Genomic DNA, 20,003 nt, shown 5'->3' with positions numbered 1-20,003 from the left:
GAAACCTCCATTCCATGTAAAGCAGGTATTACGCATTGCTAGATGAACCTCGCTTTTCAAGTTCCAAGAGCAATTTCTTCATTGCTAATCCGCCCCGATAGCCTGTTAAAGAGCCATTCTTTCCTGTTACACGATGGCACGGTACAGTAAGTAACACTGGATTAGCCCCAATAGCCGCTCCAACAGCACGAACAGCTGCTGGTTTATTGATAGCATGGGCAATGTCTGAATAGGATTTCGTCTGCCCATACGGAATTTCACAAAGTGCTTGCCAGACTGCTAGCTGAAATGGCGTACCTACGTACTCAAATGGGATAGTAAAGGTTTGCCTCTTTCCTGCTAAATACTGAATGATTTCATTGACATAGGGTTCAAGCTTTTCCTCATCTTCAACAAAAGGACTTCCTGGAAAGCGTTTCTTCGCCCATTCAAACATTTCCTCGATTGGTTTGTTCTGTGAACCAACAAACACAAGGCCCTTGGAGGTAGCAGCAATATAAAAATGCCAATCCTCAAACTTGAGTAAAGACCAAAAAAGGGTTGGTTTATTTTTTATTTCCATCATTCATTTCCTCCATTTTTCTCATTTGACGAAATTGCGCTGGGGTCTCACCTGTTTTCTTTTTAAATAAAGTAATAAAATAGGGTGCATTCGCCATACCCACACATAGGGCAATATCGCCTATTGCTTTATTCGTCTCAATCAAATACTTTTTAGCCGCGTGTACGCGAACTTGTTGTATATACTCAATGGGCGTCAAGCCTTTAATCTTTTTAAATGTTCGATGCATATGATAGGGGCTCCCATGACAAATCATTGCTAATGATTCGAGCGTTAATTTTTCAGCGAAATTTTGATCAATGTATGCTGTGATAATATCAACCCACTCGCTATCAGGCAAGTTTTCATTAGTAGGCTTGCAACGTTTACAAGGGCGAAATTTTGCGTGGAGTGCTTGTTCTGCGGTTGCAAAAATACATACATTCTCTTTTTTCGGAACGCGAGACTTACAGGATGGTTTACAGAATATCCCTGTTGACTTGACAGCATAGAAAAATTGATTGTTGTACGCTGTATCATTCGTGATAATGGCTTGCCATTTTTCATCTGTCATCATTTCTACATTATTCAAAATATCATTTTCATCATTCATAGGATCCAGCATTTATCTCACCTCTCCTTACAATATACTCCCTAAAAATTCACAATGTACAATTCTAGATATGGAATAGCAAGATATTGAAGTTTTTTTATTTAGAATCGTGAAAAATGATGCCAAGACCGTATCGTTCTCCAGCAGTAATCGTACTTACTCCATGACGAACCGTATGTTTATAATATCCCCTTTTCCCTAGAACAGGTCTATGGTTTGTAGGAAAGATGAGCGCACTGCCTTGATCTAACGTAATGACATGTCCCCTACTCTGAGCACGTGGAATTTGTTCCACTAGGAGTGATTCTCCACCAAAAAAGTCTTGTTCGCGTTGATTTAATACAAATACTACTTGAAACGGGAAAAACACATCGCCATATAAATCTTGATGCAAACAATTAAAGCCACCTGTTTCATACTTTAAGAGTAACGGTGTCGGTCTAGTTTGTTCATATTCTTTACAAGTGTTCAAAAAATCTTGAAGCTGAGCTGGAAACTGCGCTGTTTTCTTTAAATAACCTAACCATCGATTAGCTGTTTTGGCCAATTCTTGATAAAAGGACTCTCTTAAACTTTGGATGATTTCAGGCAATGGATAGGAAAAATATTTGTATTCCCCCTCCCCAAAGCGATACCTCGTCATATTAATGGTCGTTCTGTATGGCTCTTCCTTACCATACAACCCTATTAAAAATTCACATTCCTCTTTTGTTAAAATTACTGGAAGCTTTGCAAATCCTTGCTTATCTAGTTCATGTTGAATGGAATCCCACTCCAAGCCGCCAACACGTGTTTGAATATCTTGGACCATTTTTATTCCCTCCTTAGCCTTCTTAATAACTAACACTATAACCTCATCAATAGAAAAAAATAAGGCGTTTAGAATGGAATAGCAAGATAACAAAATGAGTAAAGCTACTTTTATGATAAAGTAAACTAACAAACTGTGTATGTTGAAAAGGAGAATGAAAAAGTGATATGGCATGACGTTGACGATGTGATGATCATTACCTTACCAGCAAATTTTGATATGAATGCAAATCTAGGCTATTTAACAAGAGAAAAAAATGAATGCCTGTATGAAATAGAGAACAATATCATCACAAAAGTGATAGCCATTGGAGAAATGCAGTCTTTAGTACAGATAAGCGTAATCGATAATCAACAAATGGTTGTTCAATTCCTAAATGGTTCTAGGCCTATTGAAAAGAGGGAGCGGGAAAAAATTGCAACATATATAATTGAATGGTTTGATCTTGATAACGATTTAACGCCATTTTATGAAATGGCAAATACAGATCCATTACTTAAAACACCTGCCCAAAAATTCTATGGATTACGAGTTATCGGCATTCCCGATTTATTTGAAGCGTTATGCTGGGGCGTTTTAGGGCAACAAATCAACCTTGCCTTTGCCTACTCTTTAAAGAGACAATTTGTAGAAAGCTTTGGCGATTCTATCGAATGGAATGGTAAAAAGTATTGGGTATTCCCTCCATACGAACGAATTGCACAGTTAGAACCTACTGACCTAGCAGCTATTAAAATGACGGTTAAAAAAAGTGAATATATCATTGGCATTGCAAGATTAATGGCATGCGGAGAATTATCGAAGGAACAATTAATGAAAATGAATTTTAAAGAGGCAGAAAAAAGCTTAATCAAAATACGAGGAATCGGACCTTGGACAGCCAATTACGTGCTAATGCGCTGCCTAGGGTTTCAGACGGCTTTTCCAATCGATGATGTAGGTCTGATTAATTCAATAAAAACATTACGTAATATGAACCAAAAGCCTACGAAAGAGGAAATTTTAGCGCTCTCGATACCATGGAAAAACTGGGAATCCTACGCTACCTTCTATTTATGGCGTGTTCTTTACTAAATATCATCACCTTGATTTGAGCATGTTTTGAAAAAATGAACCAAAACATGCTCTTACGTAGGTATGTTTTATGCTTCTACAAAAGCACAATGATGATGAACAATCGCAATGGACACAGAATTCTTATAGCTGTAATTCTTTAATACAATCCATGGTTGTTTTTATAAACTCTTTGACAGCGGGAAGGGGTTGCTTCTTTGAGCGAGTAATGATGCTTATTTCTCGGAAAGGTTCGGGTAAGAGAGGTTTTACAATGGTACCAGCTAAATTATAGGGTAAAGCTAGTTCTGGTATGATTGTAATGCCTAATCCTTCACGTACCATTGCAATGATTGTTTGATTTTCTTCCACATTAAACTCTATGTTTGGGGATACCTCTTGTTCCTGTAAAAACTTCTTAACACTCACTTCACATCCTAGCTGAGGCATAATAAAAGCCTCCCCTTGAAGTTCTTCCGCTTTTACTTGTTCATTTATGGCAAGATGATGATGAATCGGTACGATTGCTACTAATCTATCTCTTACTATGGTGGTAGCCTCAAAATGATCCATAGGGTTACTTAAAGATGTAAAACCTATATCCACTTTCCCCTCTTCTACCCAACGTGTAATTTGGTCATAGCTCCCCTCATAAAAATTTATTTCAATTCCCTTAAACTCTCCTTTAAACCGTGATATGATCGTTGGCAACACTTTTGAAGCGAAACTTGAAAAGCTGCCAATATTTATTTTTCCGTTTTGTATTCCTAAAATAGATGCCGCTTCTTGTTTAATGCTTTCTGCTTCTGATAAGATATTTCTCATATTGTTGATGATACGTTCTCCACTATCTGTTAATGAGATACCGTTTCTTCCTCTATTCAAAAGTTTAATACCGAGTTCTGACTCTAATGAAGCGATATTATGGCTTATGCCCGATTGTGTCATCGCCAATATTTCTCCTGCTTTTGTGAAATTCCCAATATCGACTACTTTGACGAATATTTCTATTTGCAAAAGGTTCACAAGTTAACCTCCGTATAAGATTTAACTTTCCATTCGACTTCCTCATGTTTAAGATTAAAAACATGAATTTTACTTATCAATTCTATCATACTACAATAATCTTAGAATGAAGGAGGAGATAGCAATGAAAAAAGTGGTAGAGTTTTTTTATGTGGATGCATTCACCATAGAAACGTTTGGAGGAAATCCAGCTGGCGTCATACCTCATGCTGAAAATTTAACAGATGAGGAAATGCTAAACATAGCCAATGAATTAAACCTGTCGGAAACGGCCTTTCTTTTACCATCAACAAATGACAATGCAGATTATCAAATAAAATATTTTACTCCTACAAAAGAAGTTGACTTTTGCGGTCACGCTACGTTAGGTACAGCATGGTTAATGGCTAGTAAGTACAATTGGATTGATAAGGACGAGAAAATAATCTTTGAATCAAACATTGGACTAATTCCTGTAAAATGGATTACGGAAAACAATCACTTAAAGAGCGTGTCCATGACTCAAGTACGTCCCCATGTAAAAAGTATAGACATTAGCCCTGAAGTCGTTGCGGACCTTGTGGGTTTAGAGGAAACGGACATTGATGATCGATACCCGATAAAAATAGCGAACACAGGGGTCCCACATCTTATGGTTCCAGTTAAAACACGTCAAGCAATTGATCAAGCAGAACCTAAATTAAATGAGCTTAAAAAGATGAACAATCATTTTAACATATCAACCACTCACCTCTTTACCTTTGACACAAATGGGGAATTTGATATTTATACAAGAGATTTTTGCCCAAATATAGGGATCGATGAAGATCCAGTTACAGGGGCAGCAAACGGTGCATTAGGCGGTTATTTATATCTAGAAAATATACTAGCTCAACAAGAAAAACATCAATTAGTAATTGGGCAAGGACATACGATTAATAGACCTGGGACTCTTTATGTCACGATCACACCTGATGGGGAGAATGCTGTTATTGAAGTAGCAGGAGCAGCAGTTGTTTCAATAGAGGGAAAAATACTTTTATAAAAATATTTTTCTGAATTTTCTGTGTTAATTATCATAATAAAATAGACTTCTCTAAATTCTTCACTTAAATTTATAGAAGTCTTATTTATGGCAAATAAAGTGGTTAGTTTAATGCATTTAAATGCGTTTTTAAGTATTGCAAAAATGGTTGCTCCATGAGATCGGTTTTTCGAGAGCAAATAAATAAACTTTGCTGAATAGCTGCCTGCTCAACATACACTTGAGCAAGTTTCCCGTTTGCTATACTTTCATCTACACTATAGGACGGAGCTAAAGTCATGCCGTACCCCGCTTCCACTACTTTTATGGATTCGTGTAAGCCCTGCATTTGAAGCCCTAATTTAGGTAATGGCGCATTAAATGTGTAAAAAATGGACTCCAATAAATCGAGTGTCGAGCTACCACGTTCCCGATAAATAAAGTCCTCGTTCGATAATTCATAGATGGAGACAGTTTGATTTGCTAGAGGATGTGAAGGATGGACTATAAACCAAAACGGGATATCCAATACCTTTTCAAATTGTAAATCTTCATGACCAAATTTACTTTGAACGACAAAGCCAAAATCTACTTCATAATTCAGAACTTGCTCCTCCACAGATTGAACATTGCCTAACGATACAAAAAATTCAATTTGAGGATGCGCAAGCTTGTATTTAGCTATGATAGGCGGAAGTATATAATTAATAGGGATGTAAGAGGACGCAATATGTATTTTGTCTTCCTTTGCTAAAAACTTACCAAGCTTCTCATCGATTTGTGCTTCTAAGTAAAATAAACGCATGCCTTGCTCGTATAAAAACTTCCCCTCGGGCGTTAATTGAATTCCACGCCCTTTACCTTCAATCAATTTTGCCCCTATTTCATTCTCTAATTTTCGAATTTGTATGGTAACAGCAGGTTGACTTAGTAGCATACTATTCGCCGCTGCAGTAATTCCCCCAAGCTTGGCTACATTCGTAAAGATCCTCAATGCATGTAAATTCATTCCATTCCAACCTTTCTATCCATAAATAATATTTATGAATAAGCAATAATTATATATTTGTTTTATGTATAGTTTACCAGTAATTTAAGTATTGAGGTGATTGAATGGAAATTTTACTACATGAATGGTTAACAGTAAAAGGAGTTATTTTATTTACAATTGGTTTACTCGCAGCCATAATAGGCGTTCTTTTTGGTGCAGCAGGCTTTATTTTGATGCCTTCATTGTTGCTCGTCGGCATTCCAATTCATACAACCGTTGCTGTTAATAAATTTGCGACAGGCTTATCAGCCCTATCAAATGTTGTTTCATTTGTCATAAAAGGACATTTATCTGTAAAAAAGTATTTTTCTTTCATGTTTGTTGCTAGTATAGGTGGAGTATTTGGGGCATTATTCGCAATCCTCTTATCAGAACAAATCATGAATATCGTCGCTTGTATAAGCTTAATTTTTGCATTTCTGATTGTCCTTTGCAGTAATAAATGGATTGTCAAAGATGTAAAAGAAACAGAGGAACAACCCTTGAACAAGCTTATTCCATTTGTAATTTCCATATATGACGGTGGTTTTGGACCAGGCTCAGCTCTAATGAATATAACCTATTTCTTGAAAAAACAATACCATTATTTAAAAGCAGTCGAGTTAACGAGAATGCTCTCGTTATCAAGCTGTACAGGTGCTTTTCTCTTTTATTACTTTACTGGCATTGTTAATTGGGGAATTGCTATCCCTGTGTCACTTGGCTCTATTGCTGGCTCTTTCTTAGGTTTAAAGATCATTCCGTATATCCAAACAAAATGGATTCAAATTATTTTACCAATCGTTTTTTTGTTCTTAATTGTTCAAGTAGTGTCGGATTTAATAAAATAAGCGAAACAAGTCCTACCTTTTTTGCCCCAAAATTTAAGGACATCTATGGTAGAGCTTGTTTAGAATCCGCAATTTACGACTGTTAGTATAATAGACGAAAACAATAATAATTTACCTATTTTTTATTTATCTACCGCCACTCACATGTATAATTTCTCCAAGGATGTAATTTGAGGCATCAGAAGAAAGGAAGGCAATTACTTCTGCTATCTCTTTAGGCGCTGCAGCTCGTTTAATTGGTACAGCGGAAGCCATCCGTTCTAGCCGATTGTCACCAGGAGCAAATTTATCGTGAAAGGGTGTTTCGACCATTCCAGGCGCTACCCCGTTCACGATAATTCCATATTCAATTAATTCTCTGGACATACCAATCGTCATTGTATTGATAGCTCCCTTAGCAGATGCATAATGAATACTTTCCCCTGCCCCACCAATACGTGCAGCTGCAGAAGAGACATTAATAATTTTTCCGCATTTCTTCGGAATCATATGTATTAATACAGCTTGAGAGCATAAGAGCACACTATTGACATTTAGCTTGAATGTTTCTTCCCATAGCTCTTCACTCATCTCCATAAAAGTACTTTGACGGATGCCGCCTCCAGCGTTATTCACTAAAACATCAATCGTGCCGAATGTAGAAATAGCCTGCTCAATCATTGCGTTCACTTCTTCTTTATTCACAATATTAGCTTGAATAGCAATGGCGTCTCCACCTTGTTCTTGAATTCGTTGGACAGCTTCGTTGGCACCTTCCACATTTGTATGATAATTGATAATTACTTTAGCCCCGTGTTTTGCCACTAGCTCAGCCGTGGCAAATCCAATACCTGAGCTTGCACCTGTGATAAGAATAACCTTTCCTAACAAGTTATGCATAGCGTCCCACCTAACGTTTTTAATAGTAATTCGTTCATAAACAACTCAATGCTCACGTACCACGATAGTTAATTATATGGTTCTACTACTAGTATATTTTTTAATGATCGTAACTAAAATCGCCAGAATAAATACAATCAAACTATTAATGAGTAAATAATAGGCAATGTTCAATCCATAGAATAACGCAAAGGGATCACGAATAATAATTAGTGCTAATACACTTCCTAGTCCACCAAATACACCTGCCAGTAGTAAAATGATAAAAGCAGCATTATATAGATTTTTCTTTTTTTTATAGAATACAAACCCAATCACATTTGCGGTAACAATCAAAAAGCCTATCAGTATGAAGAAAAAACCTTCCATTCAACTCCCTCTTTTCAAAACGATTTTGTCATGGGATAACTATTTCTTCCCCTTGAATTAAAGTGGTCCTCCCTCAAAACCAATAGGCCAACCATTTTCTTTAAATTTCACTTTATACTGAAACTCAAAGTGACCCTCATAAATAAAAGCTAAACTAAAGCCTGAAAATATATAACTATCAAAGTTAGCCATATTTCCAAAGCTTATTGTGGATAAATAATAGCTGTTTATTTCTTGATTAGGAAAAAACTTATGTAAATACGCCAATGCGCAGCTTATATGTAAATGGAGTTCATCGAAAATTCTTTCCGCTACCACTGTTCCTGAATAAGATACTTTTCTTTATTGTATACAGGGGGATTGACTAGGTTTATTTTATTGATGTCATCTTTAGTCAACGGTTTTGCAAGAATAAGCTTATTATGCAAAATGTCTTTGATATTAGAGACCATATATTTTGATTTGTTTAATTCTAAAGAGTCCATTTTCCACCTCCGTTTAAAGTAATTATACCATCATCGCTCTACAACCATTGTAAGTTCAAAAAGAAAAAAGAGCTAGCTATGTAACTAATTCTAGAAAAGATAACCGCTTCGAATCTAAACATATCGTTACCCCTGTTATGACTAAATCAAGTGCCTCTTTAATCTATCATCTATCAAGTTGTTCAAAAAAGAAGCCCCCAACCCTTGCAGTCAAAATAGCAAAACAGCTATTCAAAAAGGTTCGTCTTTTTGAACAGCTGCTGCATTTTATTGCAATGGAATGTTTACTTCAATATTTTCACCAATTGGATTAGGGTAATAGTTTAAATATAGCTTAGCTTTTCCATTATATTCTTCAAATTGTGATGTCTCCACTACATACTGCTCGTCCCTTGAAATAGTCAAACTTTTGAATTCTAATGGCGTGCCATCTTCTTTTATGGCGTCAGAGAGCATTAATAATTTGCCTTCATTATTTTTTTTCATCTTAACTGCTACGCTTTGCTGCACTATTGAAATGTCCCCCTTAAAATAAGTAGGCTTCGTGATTATCTCTTTTGTGCCAAAATCAACTTCGATAAAATCCTCACCCTTTGGCACAGCTTGAACGGCGCCAATCATAACCGTCAATGACGCTGGATCATCGAAATAATTACTTTGCAAATAGAGCGTAAATTTGCCATCGCGAATATTCCCGTCTGTTGAAATGTCATTTCTAATACTTTCTCTACGTTCACCGCTTTCTGTCATGATGGCAACATCATCTAGCGCTAATAGTTGCATTGTATTATCTTTGGCTACCTCAATATCGAGTGCCACTTTTAATGGCGAACGGCGAATTTGTGTAATCGTAAATTTCTGCCCATTGACATCGATCGTACGATTTGCAGTAAAAATTTTCTCCTTTGCGATCTCGTTTTTCAGTGAAAACGGTAAAGATATTACAATGTTACCTTTCTCTTCATCATGAAAGTGAAAAACTGCTTTAAAATCCTTGGAAGTATAGGCGATAGGCTTTAAAAAACTATATTTCACTGATGAAGAGATGTATGTTTGATTGCTAGCATTCATGGTAAACGTACAGCCGCATTCAATCTCCTCATCTCCTTGAAACAATTGAACTTTCTCTAAGTTTAATTTTGAAATATCAAATGAGGCATCAGCGTCATAGAACAGGACAAATCCTAAATTGTCGGCAATCACGCCCTGCAATGTAAGTGCTAGACCTTTTCTAGATTGCGTCACATTGATTGCTTCATAGTATTCATGGTCTACAATATCTTTTATTCCTTTATCTATTGCAATCGCTGTTACAATTGCTTGAAAACCGGGTATTTTGGCAACTTGGCTAGCAATCGTTGGCGAAACGCGAATTGAAAAGAGAAGACTTAAGCAAAGTATGGAGATGCATGCAACCGAAACAATACGCTTCTTTCTTCTTTTTTCTCGTTGAACCTTTCGAAACATGTTCATGCGAACTTGTTGCAGTTTCTCCTTTGGAACGTCAATTAATGGTTTACTCATAGCCAGTCCTCCTTCTCTCTAGCAAAGCTTCTAAGCTTCTTTAAAATGTGATGAAGCTTCGATTTCACAGTACCCTCAGGAATTTGATTGAGCTCAGCAATTTCTTTATTTTTTAATTGCTGGAAATACTTCATATAGACGAGTTGCTGCTCTGACAAAGATAAATGTTCCAATAATCTCTCCATATCTGAATAAATGACCCATTCAGATAAATGGTGTTCCTCAATTTGAACAGTTGGCGGACGTTTTCGTAAATGGTCTTTACTGCAATTGATTAAGACGCGCACAAGCCATGTTCTGGCATATTCGTGCTGTTGAACGGTATGCATTTTTTTGAGTGCCTTGTAAACAAGCTCCTGCATCACGTCCATAGCATCTTGCTCATTTTTCATATATGTAAAGGCCATGCGATATAAAATATCCTCATCCATTTCAATCAGTGAAAGTATCGCTTCTTGATCTCCACGTATAGCACGCTGCTCTAATTCAAATTTCATCCTTTTTCGCCTCCTTCTCTCATTAGACTCAACATTGTTGCATTTCGTTCAAAATTTTTGAAACTTTTCAGGGAACTGTCATTCATCTCCCCATTAATAATAAGAAGCGATTGCTCTAATTGAACAATCGCCTCTTCCCCTTACCTGTATGTATTGGTAAAAATTAAACACCATAATGAATCATCCATTTATCTTGTTTTATTGCATCAGCTATTTTTTTGATTAATTCTTCAAGTTCTGCAGATTGGTACTCGACATTGGCTTCACTCACCATATTTAAAAATTGTTTATGAGAGCTTGGTGGTATCAAGGTTATCCCCCAATAGGCGAGACTTTTAAATGGCCTATTTGTGTTGTGTGCAAAAGTTTCGAGGTGATGTATTTTTTTGCCAAAATCCTTAGAAAGCAGTTCATCAAAGAGGTCACCATCTACACCAATGCAATTGTATTTTTCAGGTTCATAAGCAGCATACTCCTTGTCTTTTTCTATACAAGCAATGATTCCAAACTCATGAATGTATGGCATAGTATCGCAACCCCCAATTCCCTTTATGCCCGGCTAATGATTACGTTTCTTGCAAGAGGATCTTTGCAAGACGAAAAATGCCTTCCTCAATGGCTTGCTCATCAATTTTAGCAAAGCCTAGTACCCATCCTTTTCGATTATTTTCTAAGCAGTACTTGCTCAGTGGATAAACACGTATCCCATTTTCGAGTGCGAGGTTCGTCATTGCTTCTTCATCAAACGATTCTTCCGCCTCAAGAAGCATATGCAAACCCGTTTCAATGCCACTTAGCTTGAAACGTTCGGCTAGTCCTGTCGCCATAATTGCCTTTGTCATCGCTTCATGTCTACGTCGATAGACATTTCTGGCTCTCCTCATATGACGCATAAAATGACCGTGCTCAATAAAATGAGCAAGCGTTAATTGCTCCATAATGGGAAGATGCCGATAGGTTAATTGTTGTACTTGCGCAAGCTGGCGAATAGCATCTTTGGGGCCGATAACAGCCGATATTCGTATGCCAGGAGCAACCATTTTAGAAAAACTCATCATATATAATGTGTTGTGAGGTTGTTGGCTAAACAAGGTAGGAAGCGGGCCACCTCGATACCTAAACTCACCATCATAATCATCTTCTACAATCCAGAATTGATTTTTCGCGGATTTTTGCAGCAATTGTTGTTTGCGTGGCTCAGACATTATGACACCAACCGCACATTGGTGAGAAGGTGTAACAAAAATAAGCTTGGTTTGTGGATCAATCTGCTCTACTTGTACGCCATACTCATCCACGGGTACAGCAACAACATTCATACGCCGATATTTCATGGTCATCCAGGCTGCAGGAAAGCCTGGATCTTCCACAGAAACCGTTTCTCCTTCCTTAAGAAGGGCTTGGGCAATCAGATCGATGCTATGCTGTGCGCCAGAGGTTAAGATGATTTGGTCAATCTCTACATGTACACCTCTTTCAAATGTCAGGTAACGTTGAATCTGTTCACGGAGCGGTGTGAAACCGTAGGCATCGCCATAGCCCCAATTGGTCAGATCTGTTTCTGCTGAAGCCTGTAAAAACGATTGTCGCCAAGTTTTTCGGAAATGCTCGTCCAAATACGGCTCATGGGGACAAAAATCGATTGCGACGTTTCCATTTTCTTTGCCTCTAAACCAACTGTTTAATTCATCAACTGCCACGTTTAATAAAGGTAATGTTGGCGTAGATGGTCCTTGAGGAATCACCTCTTCTGCCAAGTTGGTTTTAAACCCCCATTCACTTACTCTTGTTCCTCCACGCCAATTTGTCACAGTATACCCTCGACTAAATAATTCCTCATAAACAATTTGTATGGTTGAGCGTGAAACACCTACTAATAAGGCGAGTTCTCGGGATGGAGGAAGTAACTCCCCTGGTGGCCATTTGCCTGTTGTAATATGATGAATAGCTTGGTCAAGTAACTGTTGCCATATAGGATTTTTATCGTCTCGGTTAACTTGTAACATTCAATTCACTTCCAGTTAGAATAGAGATTGTTAAAATATGCGAAAATTAATAGTTTTGTACAGTCAATAATTATTATACTATCAAATCGATCATTTTATAGATATAGGATGTTTGTAGTCCACTTTGCATCATCTAATTACACGACATCCTTTTAAAGGCTACATCTGCAGCATGAATCGTTCTATCAATATCATGTATGGAATGAGCAGTCGAGATAAATATGCTTTCATATTGAGAAGGAGGTAGAAGTATACCCTGTTTAAGCATTTCTTTATAAAAACGGCGAAACATCTCAGCATCTATTTTTTGAGCATCATCAAAATTTTGTAAGGGATGATCGATGAATGCGTAGCCAATCATTGTCCCAGCTTTCGTTGTTTTAAGTGGAATATGATTGTTATGAGCTACTTTTGATAAGCCTTGAATAAGCCGCTCTGCTAACGCTTCGATATACGTATAACTGTTATGATTTAATTTATTGATTGTGGTATACCCTGCTACCATAGCGATTGGATTACCCGATAAGGTTCCAGCCTGATAAATACTACCTTCAGGTGCAATGTGATTCATGATTTCTTTTTTTCCACCATATGCTCCAACAGGCATCCCTCCACCAATGATCTTTCCTAAACATGTTAAGTCTGGTTTTATGTTATAAAGCCCTTGAGCAGAGTGGTAATCTATACGAAAACCAGTCATGACCTCATCGAGTATAAATAGTCCACCATACTTTGTAGTGAAAGAACGTATTGCTTGAAGAAATTCAGGGTTAGCTGGTATTCCCGCCATATTGCCTGCAAACGGTTCTACGATGACTGCTGCTATTTGTGAGCCATATTTATCAAAGATCTTTTTCAGGACTTCGATATTATTATAAGGTATGGAGATTGTATGCTTAGTGATCTCTAAAGGCACACCAAGACTATCAGGAAGGCTGAATGTGGCAATACCTGAGCCTGCCTTTACTAATAGATGATCACTGTGCCCATGATAGTTTCCATCAAATTTCACAATGATGTCTTTGCCTGTAAAGCCTCTAGCTAGTCTAATGGCGCTCATTGTCGCTTCTGTACCCGAATTAACCATTCGAATCTTCTCTATGGAAGGTATGCGAGTACATACTAATGTTGCTAGCTTATTTTCTTGTAAAGTTGGCAATCCAAAACTTGTCCCTCTATTGATGGCTTCAAGAAGTGCTTCTGAAACCTCCTTATCTGCATGTCCATGAATTAATGGCCCCCAAGATAGAACATAATCTATATAGCTATTGCCATCAATATCATATACCTTTGAGCCTTTCCCGTGACTCATAAAAATTGGCTCCATCCCAACTGATTGAAATGCTCTCACTGGGCTATTTACCCCACCAGGCATAAGCTTTTTTGCTATTTCGAAGGCTTCTATTGATTTCGTCGTATCGATGTTAAAAACCACCTTTCGTAGTGATATTATCTTTTCTAATTTGTTGTCCCTCATTTATGCTATGCTGTTTTCTGAGCAATGGAACATTCATTAATAAATGTGCGCCCAAACCAGCTACAAGTCCCCAAAATGCACCGCCAACTCCAAGTAAAGTAACATTTGCGGCTGTTGCCAAAAAAGTAATGAGTGCTGTTTCGCGTCCAACAGGATTTGTTAAAGCATTGGCAAGGCTACTACCAATTGTGCCTAGCAACGCTAATCCCGCTAATGTTGCAATGAACGTAGCTGGGAGAATTAAAAACAATGCAGCCAATGTTACCCCAAAAATTCCGACAATTATATAAAAAATGCCACAGACAATACCTGCAATATAACGTTTTCTTGAATCCTCATGAGCGTCCTTCCCCGTACAGATGGCTGCTGTAATTGCTGCTATGTTAAAAGCATGTGATCCAAAGGGTGCTGTCAGGAGTGATCCCAATCCTGTTACAACCAAAATCGGATTGGCACTCGTTTTAAATCCATCATTTCGCAACACTAGCATGCCTGGCATGTACTGTCCTGTTAAGGTAATAATAAAAAGCGGCAAAGCAACACCCAATAATGCATGTAGAGAAAATGTTGGCGTAACAAATACAGGAGACGCGAAGGCTAACTCGATATGGCTGAAATCTACCTGCCCCATACTTATTAAATAAATCAAGCCAATGACTAGAATACCGACAATTGCATAGCGAGATGTAAACCTTCTTAATACGATATACGTAGTAAACAGGACGATGACAAGTAAAGGTTCCACTTTCGCACCACCAAAGGCTGAAATACCAAATTGTAATAAAATACCTGCCAGTAGACCTGAAGCAATACCTGGAGGAATAAGTTGGACAAAACGTTCGAACATACCTGATAAACCTAACAAAACAAATGCTATTGCAGAAATAATATAAGCTCCAATGGCTTCAGCATATGGGGTAACAGCTAAAGCCGAAACAAGAAACGCCACGCCTGGTGTTGACCAAGCTGTAATAATGGGTTCACGATACCGGTAACTTAGCCAGATACCCGTTACCCCCACACCAATGGAAATCGACCATATCCATGATGCAGTCATTTCTGGACTTAGACCAGCAACCTTGGCAGCCTGAAACACCAGGATAAAAGTGCCCCCATAGTTAACTAAGACAGATATAAAAGCAGCGATGGTGGGCGACAGGAAATCACGTACATTCAGTGAAACGGATGTTGAGTTCATACACTTTCCTACCTTTCTACAAATTATTTTAATCTCTTCTTCATACTAGGAATTCATCACGTATTCTCGTCCTTTAAGGACTGTTCCCTTGTGGAATATCGTTTTCCTATTGTCATTAGCCCTCTATATGTAACGTGTCATTCCAGTAAAATTTCAATTTGCTTGATTCCAAGTAACGCCTTACTTGCCGCTATTTGATAAAATGTCAATCTACCTGAACTAAACAGTAGCACTTCCCCTCCTTGCTAATAAATGAACGGTCTTAGCATAACGTAATACGGATTGATAAAAAACATCCAAAATTGCGAATTTTAGCAGTCCATAAAATTAGGTACAATAAAATAACCTCTAAGGAGTTTTATAAAAATGATTAATCGTTAAAAACAAAGATTGATCATTCATATTAAGTTTGATAAAAAAATCCTGTGTTGATATGCAGGATTTGTCAACAAACGGGCCAGATTGTTGAATAACATTTTTTTGCAATGGTGCAAAACTCTACGGATATGTTATATATATTTTAAACTCACTAGTATGTTATAATTTACCAATAACATTAATTGAGGAGCGATTATCTTTTGAAAAAGCGGTTTTTACATAGAAACGATTGGACTAGAATTATAAAACGCGACTATTCTTTAGAGCAGATAAATCACAAAGATTTTAACGGATTTATTGCTCTTATAAAAATGAATGAAGTAAAAGAACCATTAATAACTGAATATTTAATTAAAAAGCTTTGTATTGTTGATAACAATTACTTATGGTTACAACAACTACCACTCAATGAAAATTTCGCTATTACATCAATGTTTAATGAAAATGGAGAAATTATTCAGTGGTACATAGATATCACATATGAAAATGGCGTTGAGAATGGAGAACCCTATATGTTGGACTTATTTTTAGATATTGTTGTATTACGAACTGGAGAAATCATTGAAAAAGATAAAGATGAATTAGAAGAGGCTCTACACAATAATTGGATTACAAAATCACAATACGATTTTGCCTATCGAGTTTTTTATCAAGTGTTGAAACAAATACACGAAGGTACTTTTAAATACTTTGATTTAAGTTTGAAGCATCGAGACTACTTATTAGGTAAGATTCATGAATAAATCATGCTTTAATATTTCATTACCAAATAAAAGTTTGAGGTTTACTTTAGGGGCTATTAAAAAAAGGATGTTCAACAAACGTTCATCAATCGGGCCAGATTGTGGAATAACGCCTTTAAAGAAATTTAGGTTAGCCGTCATCTTAAAGACTGGATTATAATAAACAAAAGAGGTGACTGAATGAGAAAGATTTCTATAGCAAAGATACTTTTTTTCCCGATAATAGTAGCATTAGTTACCACATTAAGTATCGTGTTTATCGAGAGAATATTCCAATCGGATATAATGCCTCCTTCGACGGCTGAGAAAATACTGCTTTCTGTACTGCTCTATTTAGGAATCTATTTATTTACTATTATCCTTGTAGTCCCTATTGAAATTTATTTAACTAATAGAATAAAAAACAAAATACTTTCTTTTGTTCTAACAAATGTTATCGGTTTAATTTTGGTGGGTTGCATTGATATTTGGTTCTTTACTCTTGGTGGTTTTATGTCTATATATTTGATTTTCCCATTGTTCTCAATTTTAACGTTAATACGATTCAATTCTGATGCGAAATAAAATATATAGAGAAAGATGACTGAAGGTTGGTTATCATTTCATTCAATATTCAACACTCGGGCGCAATTCTGTAACAAAGATTCAGCGCTCGTTGCCATTAAAGGGCCATATTGTTGAATAACACTTTTGACGATAAGAAATGCTATTCAAGTTTTTATGCAAATTTTTGAACAAGCTCCGCAAGTATAAACGCTGCTACTTCAACTGTTTATGCCATATGTATAGAAAACTGTATAATTAATTGTTCTATCGAAAAGGCACAAATGTTTATTTAACAACATTCGTGCCTTTTTGGTGTATGCCCAAACTGGAAACGTTTTTTTGTATAGAGTTGTATAGCCCCTGCTTAATTAAATACTGCAAATAAATCGATAAACTTTTCGCTATGTGCATCTACTAAAACCATTGAATTCATTTAGGGAATTTATTTTTTCTTTTTACAATCTAAAAGTATCGGTGTTATATTAAGTAGGATGGAAATAATTGTAAGTATCCATAACGACTTTTCCATAGTAGGTACAACATCCAATAAAGCTGTCCAATCTTCTACTTTTACCCAATTAGCTATTAGACTATTTTCTGCACATAGCGTTAATGCTGTAAATGATAATCCCATTGCCATCGCAAGCTTGTAGTCTTTGCCTGTTGCATACATATAAAGGTTAATAAAAGTTGCTATTATTGCGATAAGACCTAATATGACCCACATAATGATGCCCCCATTAAACTTTCAATTTTCAATATAGACATAAAATGGAATAATAAAGTTCCCTAAGCGACTATTGTGAGTATTGCAGATCATAACCTTGTAATGGCACTCGTTATTCAACAATCGGGCGCAATTGTGGAACAACATAGCTGAAAAATGATCAAACTTTTTTATAAAAATCTCATACTTATCTAAAGAGAGTAACTCCATTTTGATCAATTTTTCAAAATGGAGTTTTTGATGTTGCTATTAGATAAGGATTAAGAGCTATTTGTTAATCCATCTTTATTCCAAAGCTACATCTGACTAGAGTTAGTGGTGCTTGCAGTGATTTGATGTACTAATTTCTGAAAACCAATACTATGTATGTGGGATTTTCTCAATATTGAACATCTCCCCTAAGGCAATTGGATTTTCTTTCGCGGTAATATGTTGAGGATCAATACGGTAAACTTGAACAGGCCCTCCGAAAACGGCTGATCGATATTTGTCCACGTGTTGCTGGGATAAGGGGCGATTATAGTAACCAGGTACATATTTATTTATCATCTCTTGCAACATATGTGTCGCTTCATCCAAATCGAAAATAGGCTGAGCCTTGCCAAAAACCATGACACTCATATAAGCCGTGTCCGTCTTTGCAGGTACTGGATTTGTAATGGTTCCATATTCATCACAAACCGTAAAGCAAACCTCTGGATTCTCTTCCATCACTTGATTTCGTCTCCCGCCAGTGGCTCCATGGAAATAAAGCACTCCATTTGTCCACACAAAATTAAGGGGGACAACATACGGCAAATGACCATCAGCCATACCCAAATGCCCAATGCGAGCTTGCTGCAAAAATGCCTCAATTTTGTTCTTATCCAACACTTCTCTTACTTTATAACGTACCTTATCCATTGATATCACTCCTACTTGTAGTATGATGTGATTTTATCAACCTTTGGATTGAATAAAAACGTCCATAATTACAGCAATTAAGCAATCCATTTTCCAACTTGAACCAAAGACAAAACCACCGTTCGAACAAATAATGCTCAAACGATGGTTTCTATTGTTTAGGAGATAGGTAATTATAAACTTATTGGCTGACTAACTTTGCTATATTTACCTTCAAAGAACGCAAGTGGTGAACCATCGCTCATCTCAATATTGGGCTACATCTATCCTATAAAAGGAGAAGCCTTGAGGTTTGCGGTTATTACAAACAAAATACAATATAAAGGCTATTTCATTTTTACGATAATCTTCCCTTTTGCTCTACCTGACTCCGCATGTTCCATCGCCTTTTGAGCATCTTCAAATGAAAAAGTTCTATCAATGACTGGTTTGATTTTACCAGATTCAATTAAATCGGCGATTATGCGTAATTGATCGCCACTTGGTTTCATAAATAAGAAGGAATATTGAGCATGATATTTCTTTTCAAGTGAGGTCAGTTTATGACTTGCTGCTGAAAATAATAATGTTTTGAAAAATCCTGAACCATATTCTTTGGCGAAACGAGCATTCGGCGTGCCTGATACGGAGACAATTTTTCCACCATCCTTGATAATCTCGAAAGATTTTTCTAAGGTCTTTCCTCCAAGCGTATCAAAGACTGCATCATAATTTTTCAGTATAGCTTCAAAGTTTTCTTTCTTATAATTAATCACTTTATCTACACCCAAAGATGTAACTAAGTTTGCACCAGCTTCGCTAGCCGTTGTTGCCACTGAGGCGCCCATTACCTTTGCTAGTTGTATAGCAAAGGTACCTACACCACCAGAGCCAGCATGAATTAAAATCTTTTGACCTTTTTGTAATTGCATGATGTCATGTAAAGCTTGGTATGACGTTAAGCCAACCAGTGGGATTGATGCAGCTTCCTCAAAGCTCAAATTTTTAGGCTTTAGGGCTATGTCATCTTCATGAATCGAGATATATTCCGCAAAAGTACCAATTTTACTCTTCCTTGGACGTGCATAAATTTCATCTCCTACTTTAAAGCGCGTCACTTTTTCGCCAACCTTTACGACGACCCCTGAAAAATCATTTCCAAGGATCAGTGGCATTTTATAGTGGATTAACAGCTTTACTTTCCCATCACGGATTTTAAAATCAATCGGATTAATACTTGCTGCATGGATTTCAGCAAGTACCTCATATTCATCAATTTCAGGTGTAGGCAATTCTGCCATGTGCATTGGAGCTTTGCCATATTGATCGATCACCATTGCTTTCATCGTTCATTCCTCCAGATA

The 20,003-nt window shown here is 36.9% G+C and carries 21 protein-coding genes and 1 pseudogene; 5 read left to right on the top strand and 17 right to left on the bottom strand.

Features of this window, described 5'->3' with window-relative positions:
• Positions 1–28 precede the first annotated feature (28 nt).
• From adaB to ACHZEU_RS01500, 3 genes are all read right to left on the bottom strand, one after another.
• A complete protein-coding gene (gene adaB / locus ACHZEU_RS01510; RefSeq protein WP_054550483.1) occupies positions 29–562 on the bottom strand; it encodes a methylated-DNA--[protein]-cysteine S-methyltransferase in 534 nt (177 codons plus the stop codon).
• Positions 546–1,166, bottom strand: coding sequence for a bifunctional transcriptional activator/DNA repair enzyme AdaA (locus ACHZEU_RS01505; RefSeq protein WP_279495104.1), 621 nt, complete (start codon positions 1,164–1,166; stop codon positions 546–548). Before ACHZEU_RS01505 ends, adaB begins: the two co-directional genes overlap by 17 nt.
• A gap of 85 nt (positions 1,167–1,251) precedes the next feature.
• Positions 1,252–1,965, bottom strand: a complete 714-nt coding sequence (locus tag ACHZEU_RS01500; protein WP_066036699.1) for a 2OG-Fe(II) oxygenase — start codon at positions 1,963–1,965, stop codon at positions 1,252–1,254.
• A gap of 162 nt (positions 1,966–2,127) precedes the next feature.
• Here ACHZEU_RS01500 and ACHZEU_RS01495 point away from each other — a divergent pair, with 162 nt between their 5' ends.
• A complete protein-coding gene (locus tag ACHZEU_RS01495; protein ID WP_279495105.1) occupies positions 2,128–3,039 on the top strand; it encodes a DNA-3-methyladenine glycosylase in 912 nt (303 codons plus the stop codon).
• Between the two features lie 123 nt (positions 3,040–3,162).
• Here the strand turns inward: ACHZEU_RS01495 and ACHZEU_RS01490 are convergent, their stop codons facing one another.
• Entirely contained in the window at positions 3,163–4,044 is an 882-nt protein-coding gene (locus ACHZEU_RS01490) for a LysR family transcriptional regulator (RefSeq protein ID WP_066036697.1), read from the bottom strand.
• Between the two features lie 124 nt (positions 4,045–4,168).
• Here ACHZEU_RS01490 and ACHZEU_RS01485 point away from each other — a divergent pair, with 124 nt between their 5' ends.
• Positions 4,169–5,068: a PhzF family phenazine biosynthesis protein gene (locus tag ACHZEU_RS01485; protein WP_279495108.1), complete on the top strand. Its 900-nt coding sequence runs from the start codon at positions 4,169–4,171 to the stop codon at positions 5,066–5,068.
• A gap of 103 nt (positions 5,069–5,171) precedes the next feature.
• Here the strand turns inward: ACHZEU_RS01485 and ACHZEU_RS01480 are convergent, their stop codons facing one another.
• Positions 5,172–6,056 carry a LysR family transcriptional regulator gene (locus tag ACHZEU_RS01480; RefSeq protein WP_279495109.1) on the bottom strand — a complete coding sequence of 295 codons (885 nt, stop codon included), beginning with the start codon at positions 6,054–6,056 and terminating at the stop codon, positions 5,172–5,174.
• Positions 6,057–6,160: 104 nt separating this feature from the next.
• Between ACHZEU_RS01480 and ACHZEU_RS01475 the strand changes: the two genes are divergently transcribed.
• Entirely contained in the window at positions 6,161–6,928 is a 768-nt protein-coding gene (locus ACHZEU_RS01475; RefSeq protein ID WP_103118187.1) for a sulfite exporter TauE/SafE family protein, read from the top strand.
• A 126-nt stretch (positions 6,929–7,054) separates the two neighbouring features.
• Here the strand turns inward: ACHZEU_RS01475 and ACHZEU_RS01470 are convergent, their stop codons facing one another.
• From ACHZEU_RS01470 to ACHZEU_RS01430, 9 genes and pseudogenes are all read right to left on the bottom strand, one after another.
• Positions 7,055–7,807 carry a glucose 1-dehydrogenase gene (locus tag ACHZEU_RS01470; protein WP_279495110.1) on the bottom strand — a complete coding sequence of 251 codons (753 nt, stop codon included), beginning with the start codon at positions 7,805–7,807 and terminating at the stop codon, positions 7,055–7,057.
• A 72-nt stretch (positions 7,808–7,879) separates the two neighbouring features.
• The gene (locus ACHZEU_RS01465; protein WP_112118590.1) at positions 7,880–8,176 is read right to left on the bottom strand and encodes a 3-isopropylmalate dehydrogenase; all 297 of its coding nucleotides are present in this window, start codon (positions 8,174–8,176) and stop codon (positions 7,880–7,882) included.
• A 57-nt stretch (positions 8,177–8,233) separates the two neighbouring features.
• Positions 8,234–8,661 (bottom strand): annotated as a pseudogene (locus ACHZEU_RS01460) (hypothetical protein).
• Positions 8,662–8,928: 267 nt separating this feature from the next.
• Entirely contained in the window at positions 8,929–10,185 is a 1,257-nt protein-coding gene (locus tag ACHZEU_RS01455; RefSeq protein WP_279495113.1) for a DUF4179 domain-containing protein, read from the bottom strand.
• Positions 10,182–10,682 carry a sigma-70 family RNA polymerase sigma factor gene (locus ACHZEU_RS01450; RefSeq protein ID WP_279495114.1) on the bottom strand — a complete coding sequence of 167 codons (501 nt, stop codon included), beginning with the start codon at positions 10,680–10,682 and terminating at the stop codon, positions 10,182–10,184. Before ACHZEU_RS01450 ends, ACHZEU_RS01455 begins: the two co-directional genes overlap by 4 nt.
• Positions 10,683–10,845: 163 nt before the next feature.
• Complete coding sequence (locus ACHZEU_RS01445; RefSeq protein WP_279495115.1) at positions 10,846–11,208, bottom strand: hypothetical protein; 363 nt, start codon at positions 11,206–11,208, stop codon at positions 10,846–10,848.
• Positions 11,209–11,248: 40 nt separating this feature from the next.
• Positions 11,249–12,688 (bottom strand): PLP-dependent aminotransferase family protein, encoded by a 1,440-nt coding sequence (locus ACHZEU_RS01440; protein ID WP_066036688.1) that lies wholly within the window; start codon positions 12,686–12,688, stop codon positions 11,249–11,251.
• Positions 12,689–12,821: 133 nt separating this feature from the next.
• Complete coding sequence (gene hemL / locus ACHZEU_RS01435) at positions 12,822–14,063, bottom strand: glutamate-1-semialdehyde 2,1-aminomutase (RefSeq protein ID WP_404804561.1); 1,242 nt, start codon at positions 14,061–14,063, stop codon at positions 12,822–12,824.
• A 49-nt stretch (positions 14,064–14,112) separates the two neighbouring features.
• Complete coding sequence (locus ACHZEU_RS01430) at positions 14,113–15,363, bottom strand: benzoate/H(+) symporter BenE family transporter (RefSeq protein ID WP_237898002.1); 1,251 nt, start codon at positions 15,361–15,363, stop codon at positions 14,113–14,115.
• 578 nt (positions 15,364–15,941) lie between these two features.
• Here ACHZEU_RS01430 and ACHZEU_RS01425 point away from each other — a divergent pair.
• Both ACHZEU_RS01425 and ACHZEU_RS01420 read left to right on the top strand, forming a co-directional pair.
• Positions 15,942–16,484, top strand: a complete 543-nt coding sequence (locus tag ACHZEU_RS01425; RefSeq protein WP_259950211.1) for a DUF402 domain-containing protein — start codon at positions 15,942–15,944, stop codon at positions 16,482–16,484.
• Between the two features lie 180 nt (positions 16,485–16,664).
• The gene (locus tag ACHZEU_RS01420) at positions 16,665–17,048 is read left to right on the top strand and encodes a hypothetical protein (RefSeq protein ID WP_004224262.1); all 384 of its coding nucleotides are present in this window, start codon (positions 16,665–16,667) and stop codon (positions 17,046–17,048) included.
• Positions 17,049–17,472: 424 nt separating this feature from the next.
• On the opposite strand, the gene ACHZEU_RS01415 is transcribed toward ACHZEU_RS01420, so the two are convergent.
• The 3 genes from ACHZEU_RS01415 to ACHZEU_RS01405 all read right to left on the bottom strand — a co-directional run bounded on the left by ACHZEU_RS01415 (position 17,473) and on the right by ACHZEU_RS01405 (position 19,985).
• Positions 17,473–17,757, bottom strand: a complete 285-nt coding sequence (locus tag ACHZEU_RS01415; protein ID WP_259950213.1) for a hypothetical protein — start codon at positions 17,755–17,757, stop codon at positions 17,473–17,475.
• 360 nt (positions 17,758–18,117) lie between these two features.
• The gene (locus ACHZEU_RS01410; protein ID WP_066036685.1) at positions 18,118–18,660 is read right to left on the bottom strand and encodes a pyridoxamine 5'-phosphate oxidase family protein; all 543 of its coding nucleotides are present in this window, start codon (positions 18,658–18,660) and stop codon (positions 18,118–18,120) included.
• Between the two features lie 326 nt (positions 18,661–18,986).
• Positions 18,987–19,985, bottom strand: coding sequence for an NADP-dependent oxidoreductase (locus ACHZEU_RS01405; protein ID WP_279495120.1), 999 nt, complete (start codon positions 19,983–19,985; stop codon positions 18,987–18,989).
• Positions 19,986–20,003: the final 18 nt, after the last annotated feature.

Origin of the sequence: Lysinibacillus sp. S1 (assembly GCF_044986265.1) — a bacterium.
Taxonomy (GTDB): domain Bacteria; phylum Bacillota; class Bacilli; order Bacillales_A; family Planococcaceae; genus Lysinibacillus; species Lysinibacillus capsici.
The sequence above is the reverse complement of the archived record's forward strand: the minus strand, read 5'-3'. Positions and strand labels throughout refer to the sequence as shown.

Bases quoted from the DNA above. Each gene is read 5' to 3' on its own strand.
- adaB (WP_054550483.1), bottom strand. From the start codon at position 562: ATGGAAATAAAAAATAAACCAACCCTTTTTTGGTCTTTACTCAAGTTT.
- ACHZEU_RS01505 (WP_279495104.1), bottom strand. From the start codon at position 1,166: ATGCTGGATCCTATGAATGATGAAAATGATATTTTGAATAATGTAGAA.
- ACHZEU_RS01500 (WP_066036699.1), bottom strand. From the start codon at position 1,965: ATGGTCCAAGATATTCAAACACGTGTTGGCGGCTTGGAGTGGGATTCC.
- ACHZEU_RS01485 (WP_279495108.1), top strand. From the start codon at position 4,169: ATGAAAAAAGTGGTAGAGTTTTTTTATGTGGATGCATTCACCATAGAA.
- ACHZEU_RS01480 (WP_279495109.1), bottom strand. From the start codon at position 6,056: ATGAATTTACATGCATTGAGGATCTTTACGAATGTAGCCAAGCTTGGG.
- ACHZEU_RS01475 (WP_103118187.1), top strand. From the start codon at position 6,161: ATGGAAATTTTACTACATGAATGGTTAACAGTAAAAGGAGTTATTTTA.
- ACHZEU_RS01470 (WP_279495110.1), bottom strand. From the start codon at position 7,807: ATGCATAACTTGTTAGGAAAGGTTATTCTTATCACAGGTGCAAGCTCA.
- ACHZEU_RS01465 (WP_112118590.1), bottom strand. From the start codon at position 8,176: ATGGAAGGTTTTTTCTTCATACTGATAGGCTTTTTGATTGTTACCGCA.
- ACHZEU_RS01455 (WP_279495113.1), bottom strand. From the start codon at position 10,185: ATGAGTAAACCATTAATTGACGTTCCAAAGGAGAAACTGCAACAAGTT.
- ACHZEU_RS01450 (WP_279495114.1), bottom strand. From the start codon at position 10,682: ATGAAATTTGAATTAGAGCAGCGTGCTATACGTGGAGATCAAGAAGCG.
- ACHZEU_RS01445 (WP_279495115.1), bottom strand. From the start codon at position 11,208: ATGCCATACATTCATGAGTTTGGAATCATTGCTTGTATAGAAAAAGAC.
- ACHZEU_RS01440 (WP_066036688.1), bottom strand. From the start codon at position 12,688: ATGTTACAAGTTAACCGAGACGATAAAAATCCTATATGGCAACAGTTA.
- hemL (WP_404804561.1), bottom strand. From the start codon at position 14,063: ATGCCTGGTGGGGTAAATAGCCCAGTGAGAGCATTTCAATCAGTTGGG.
- ACHZEU_RS01430 (WP_237898002.1), bottom strand. From the start codon at position 15,363: ATGAACTCAACATCCGTTTCACTGAATGTACGTGATTTCCTGTCGCCC.
- ACHZEU_RS01420 (WP_004224262.1), top strand. From the start codon at position 16,665: ATGAGAAAGATTTCTATAGCAAAGATACTTTTTTTCCCGATAATAGTA.
- ACHZEU_RS01415 (WP_259950213.1), bottom strand. From the start codon at position 17,757: ATGTGGGTCATATTAGGTCTTATCGCAATAATAGCAACTTTTATTAAC.
- ACHZEU_RS01410 (WP_066036685.1), bottom strand. From the start codon at position 18,660: ATGGATAAGGTACGTTATAAAGTAAGAGAAGTGTTGGATAAGAACAAA.
- ACHZEU_RS01405 (WP_279495120.1), bottom strand. From the start codon at position 19,985: ATGAAAGCAATGGTGATCGATCAATATGGCAAAGCTCCAATGCACATG.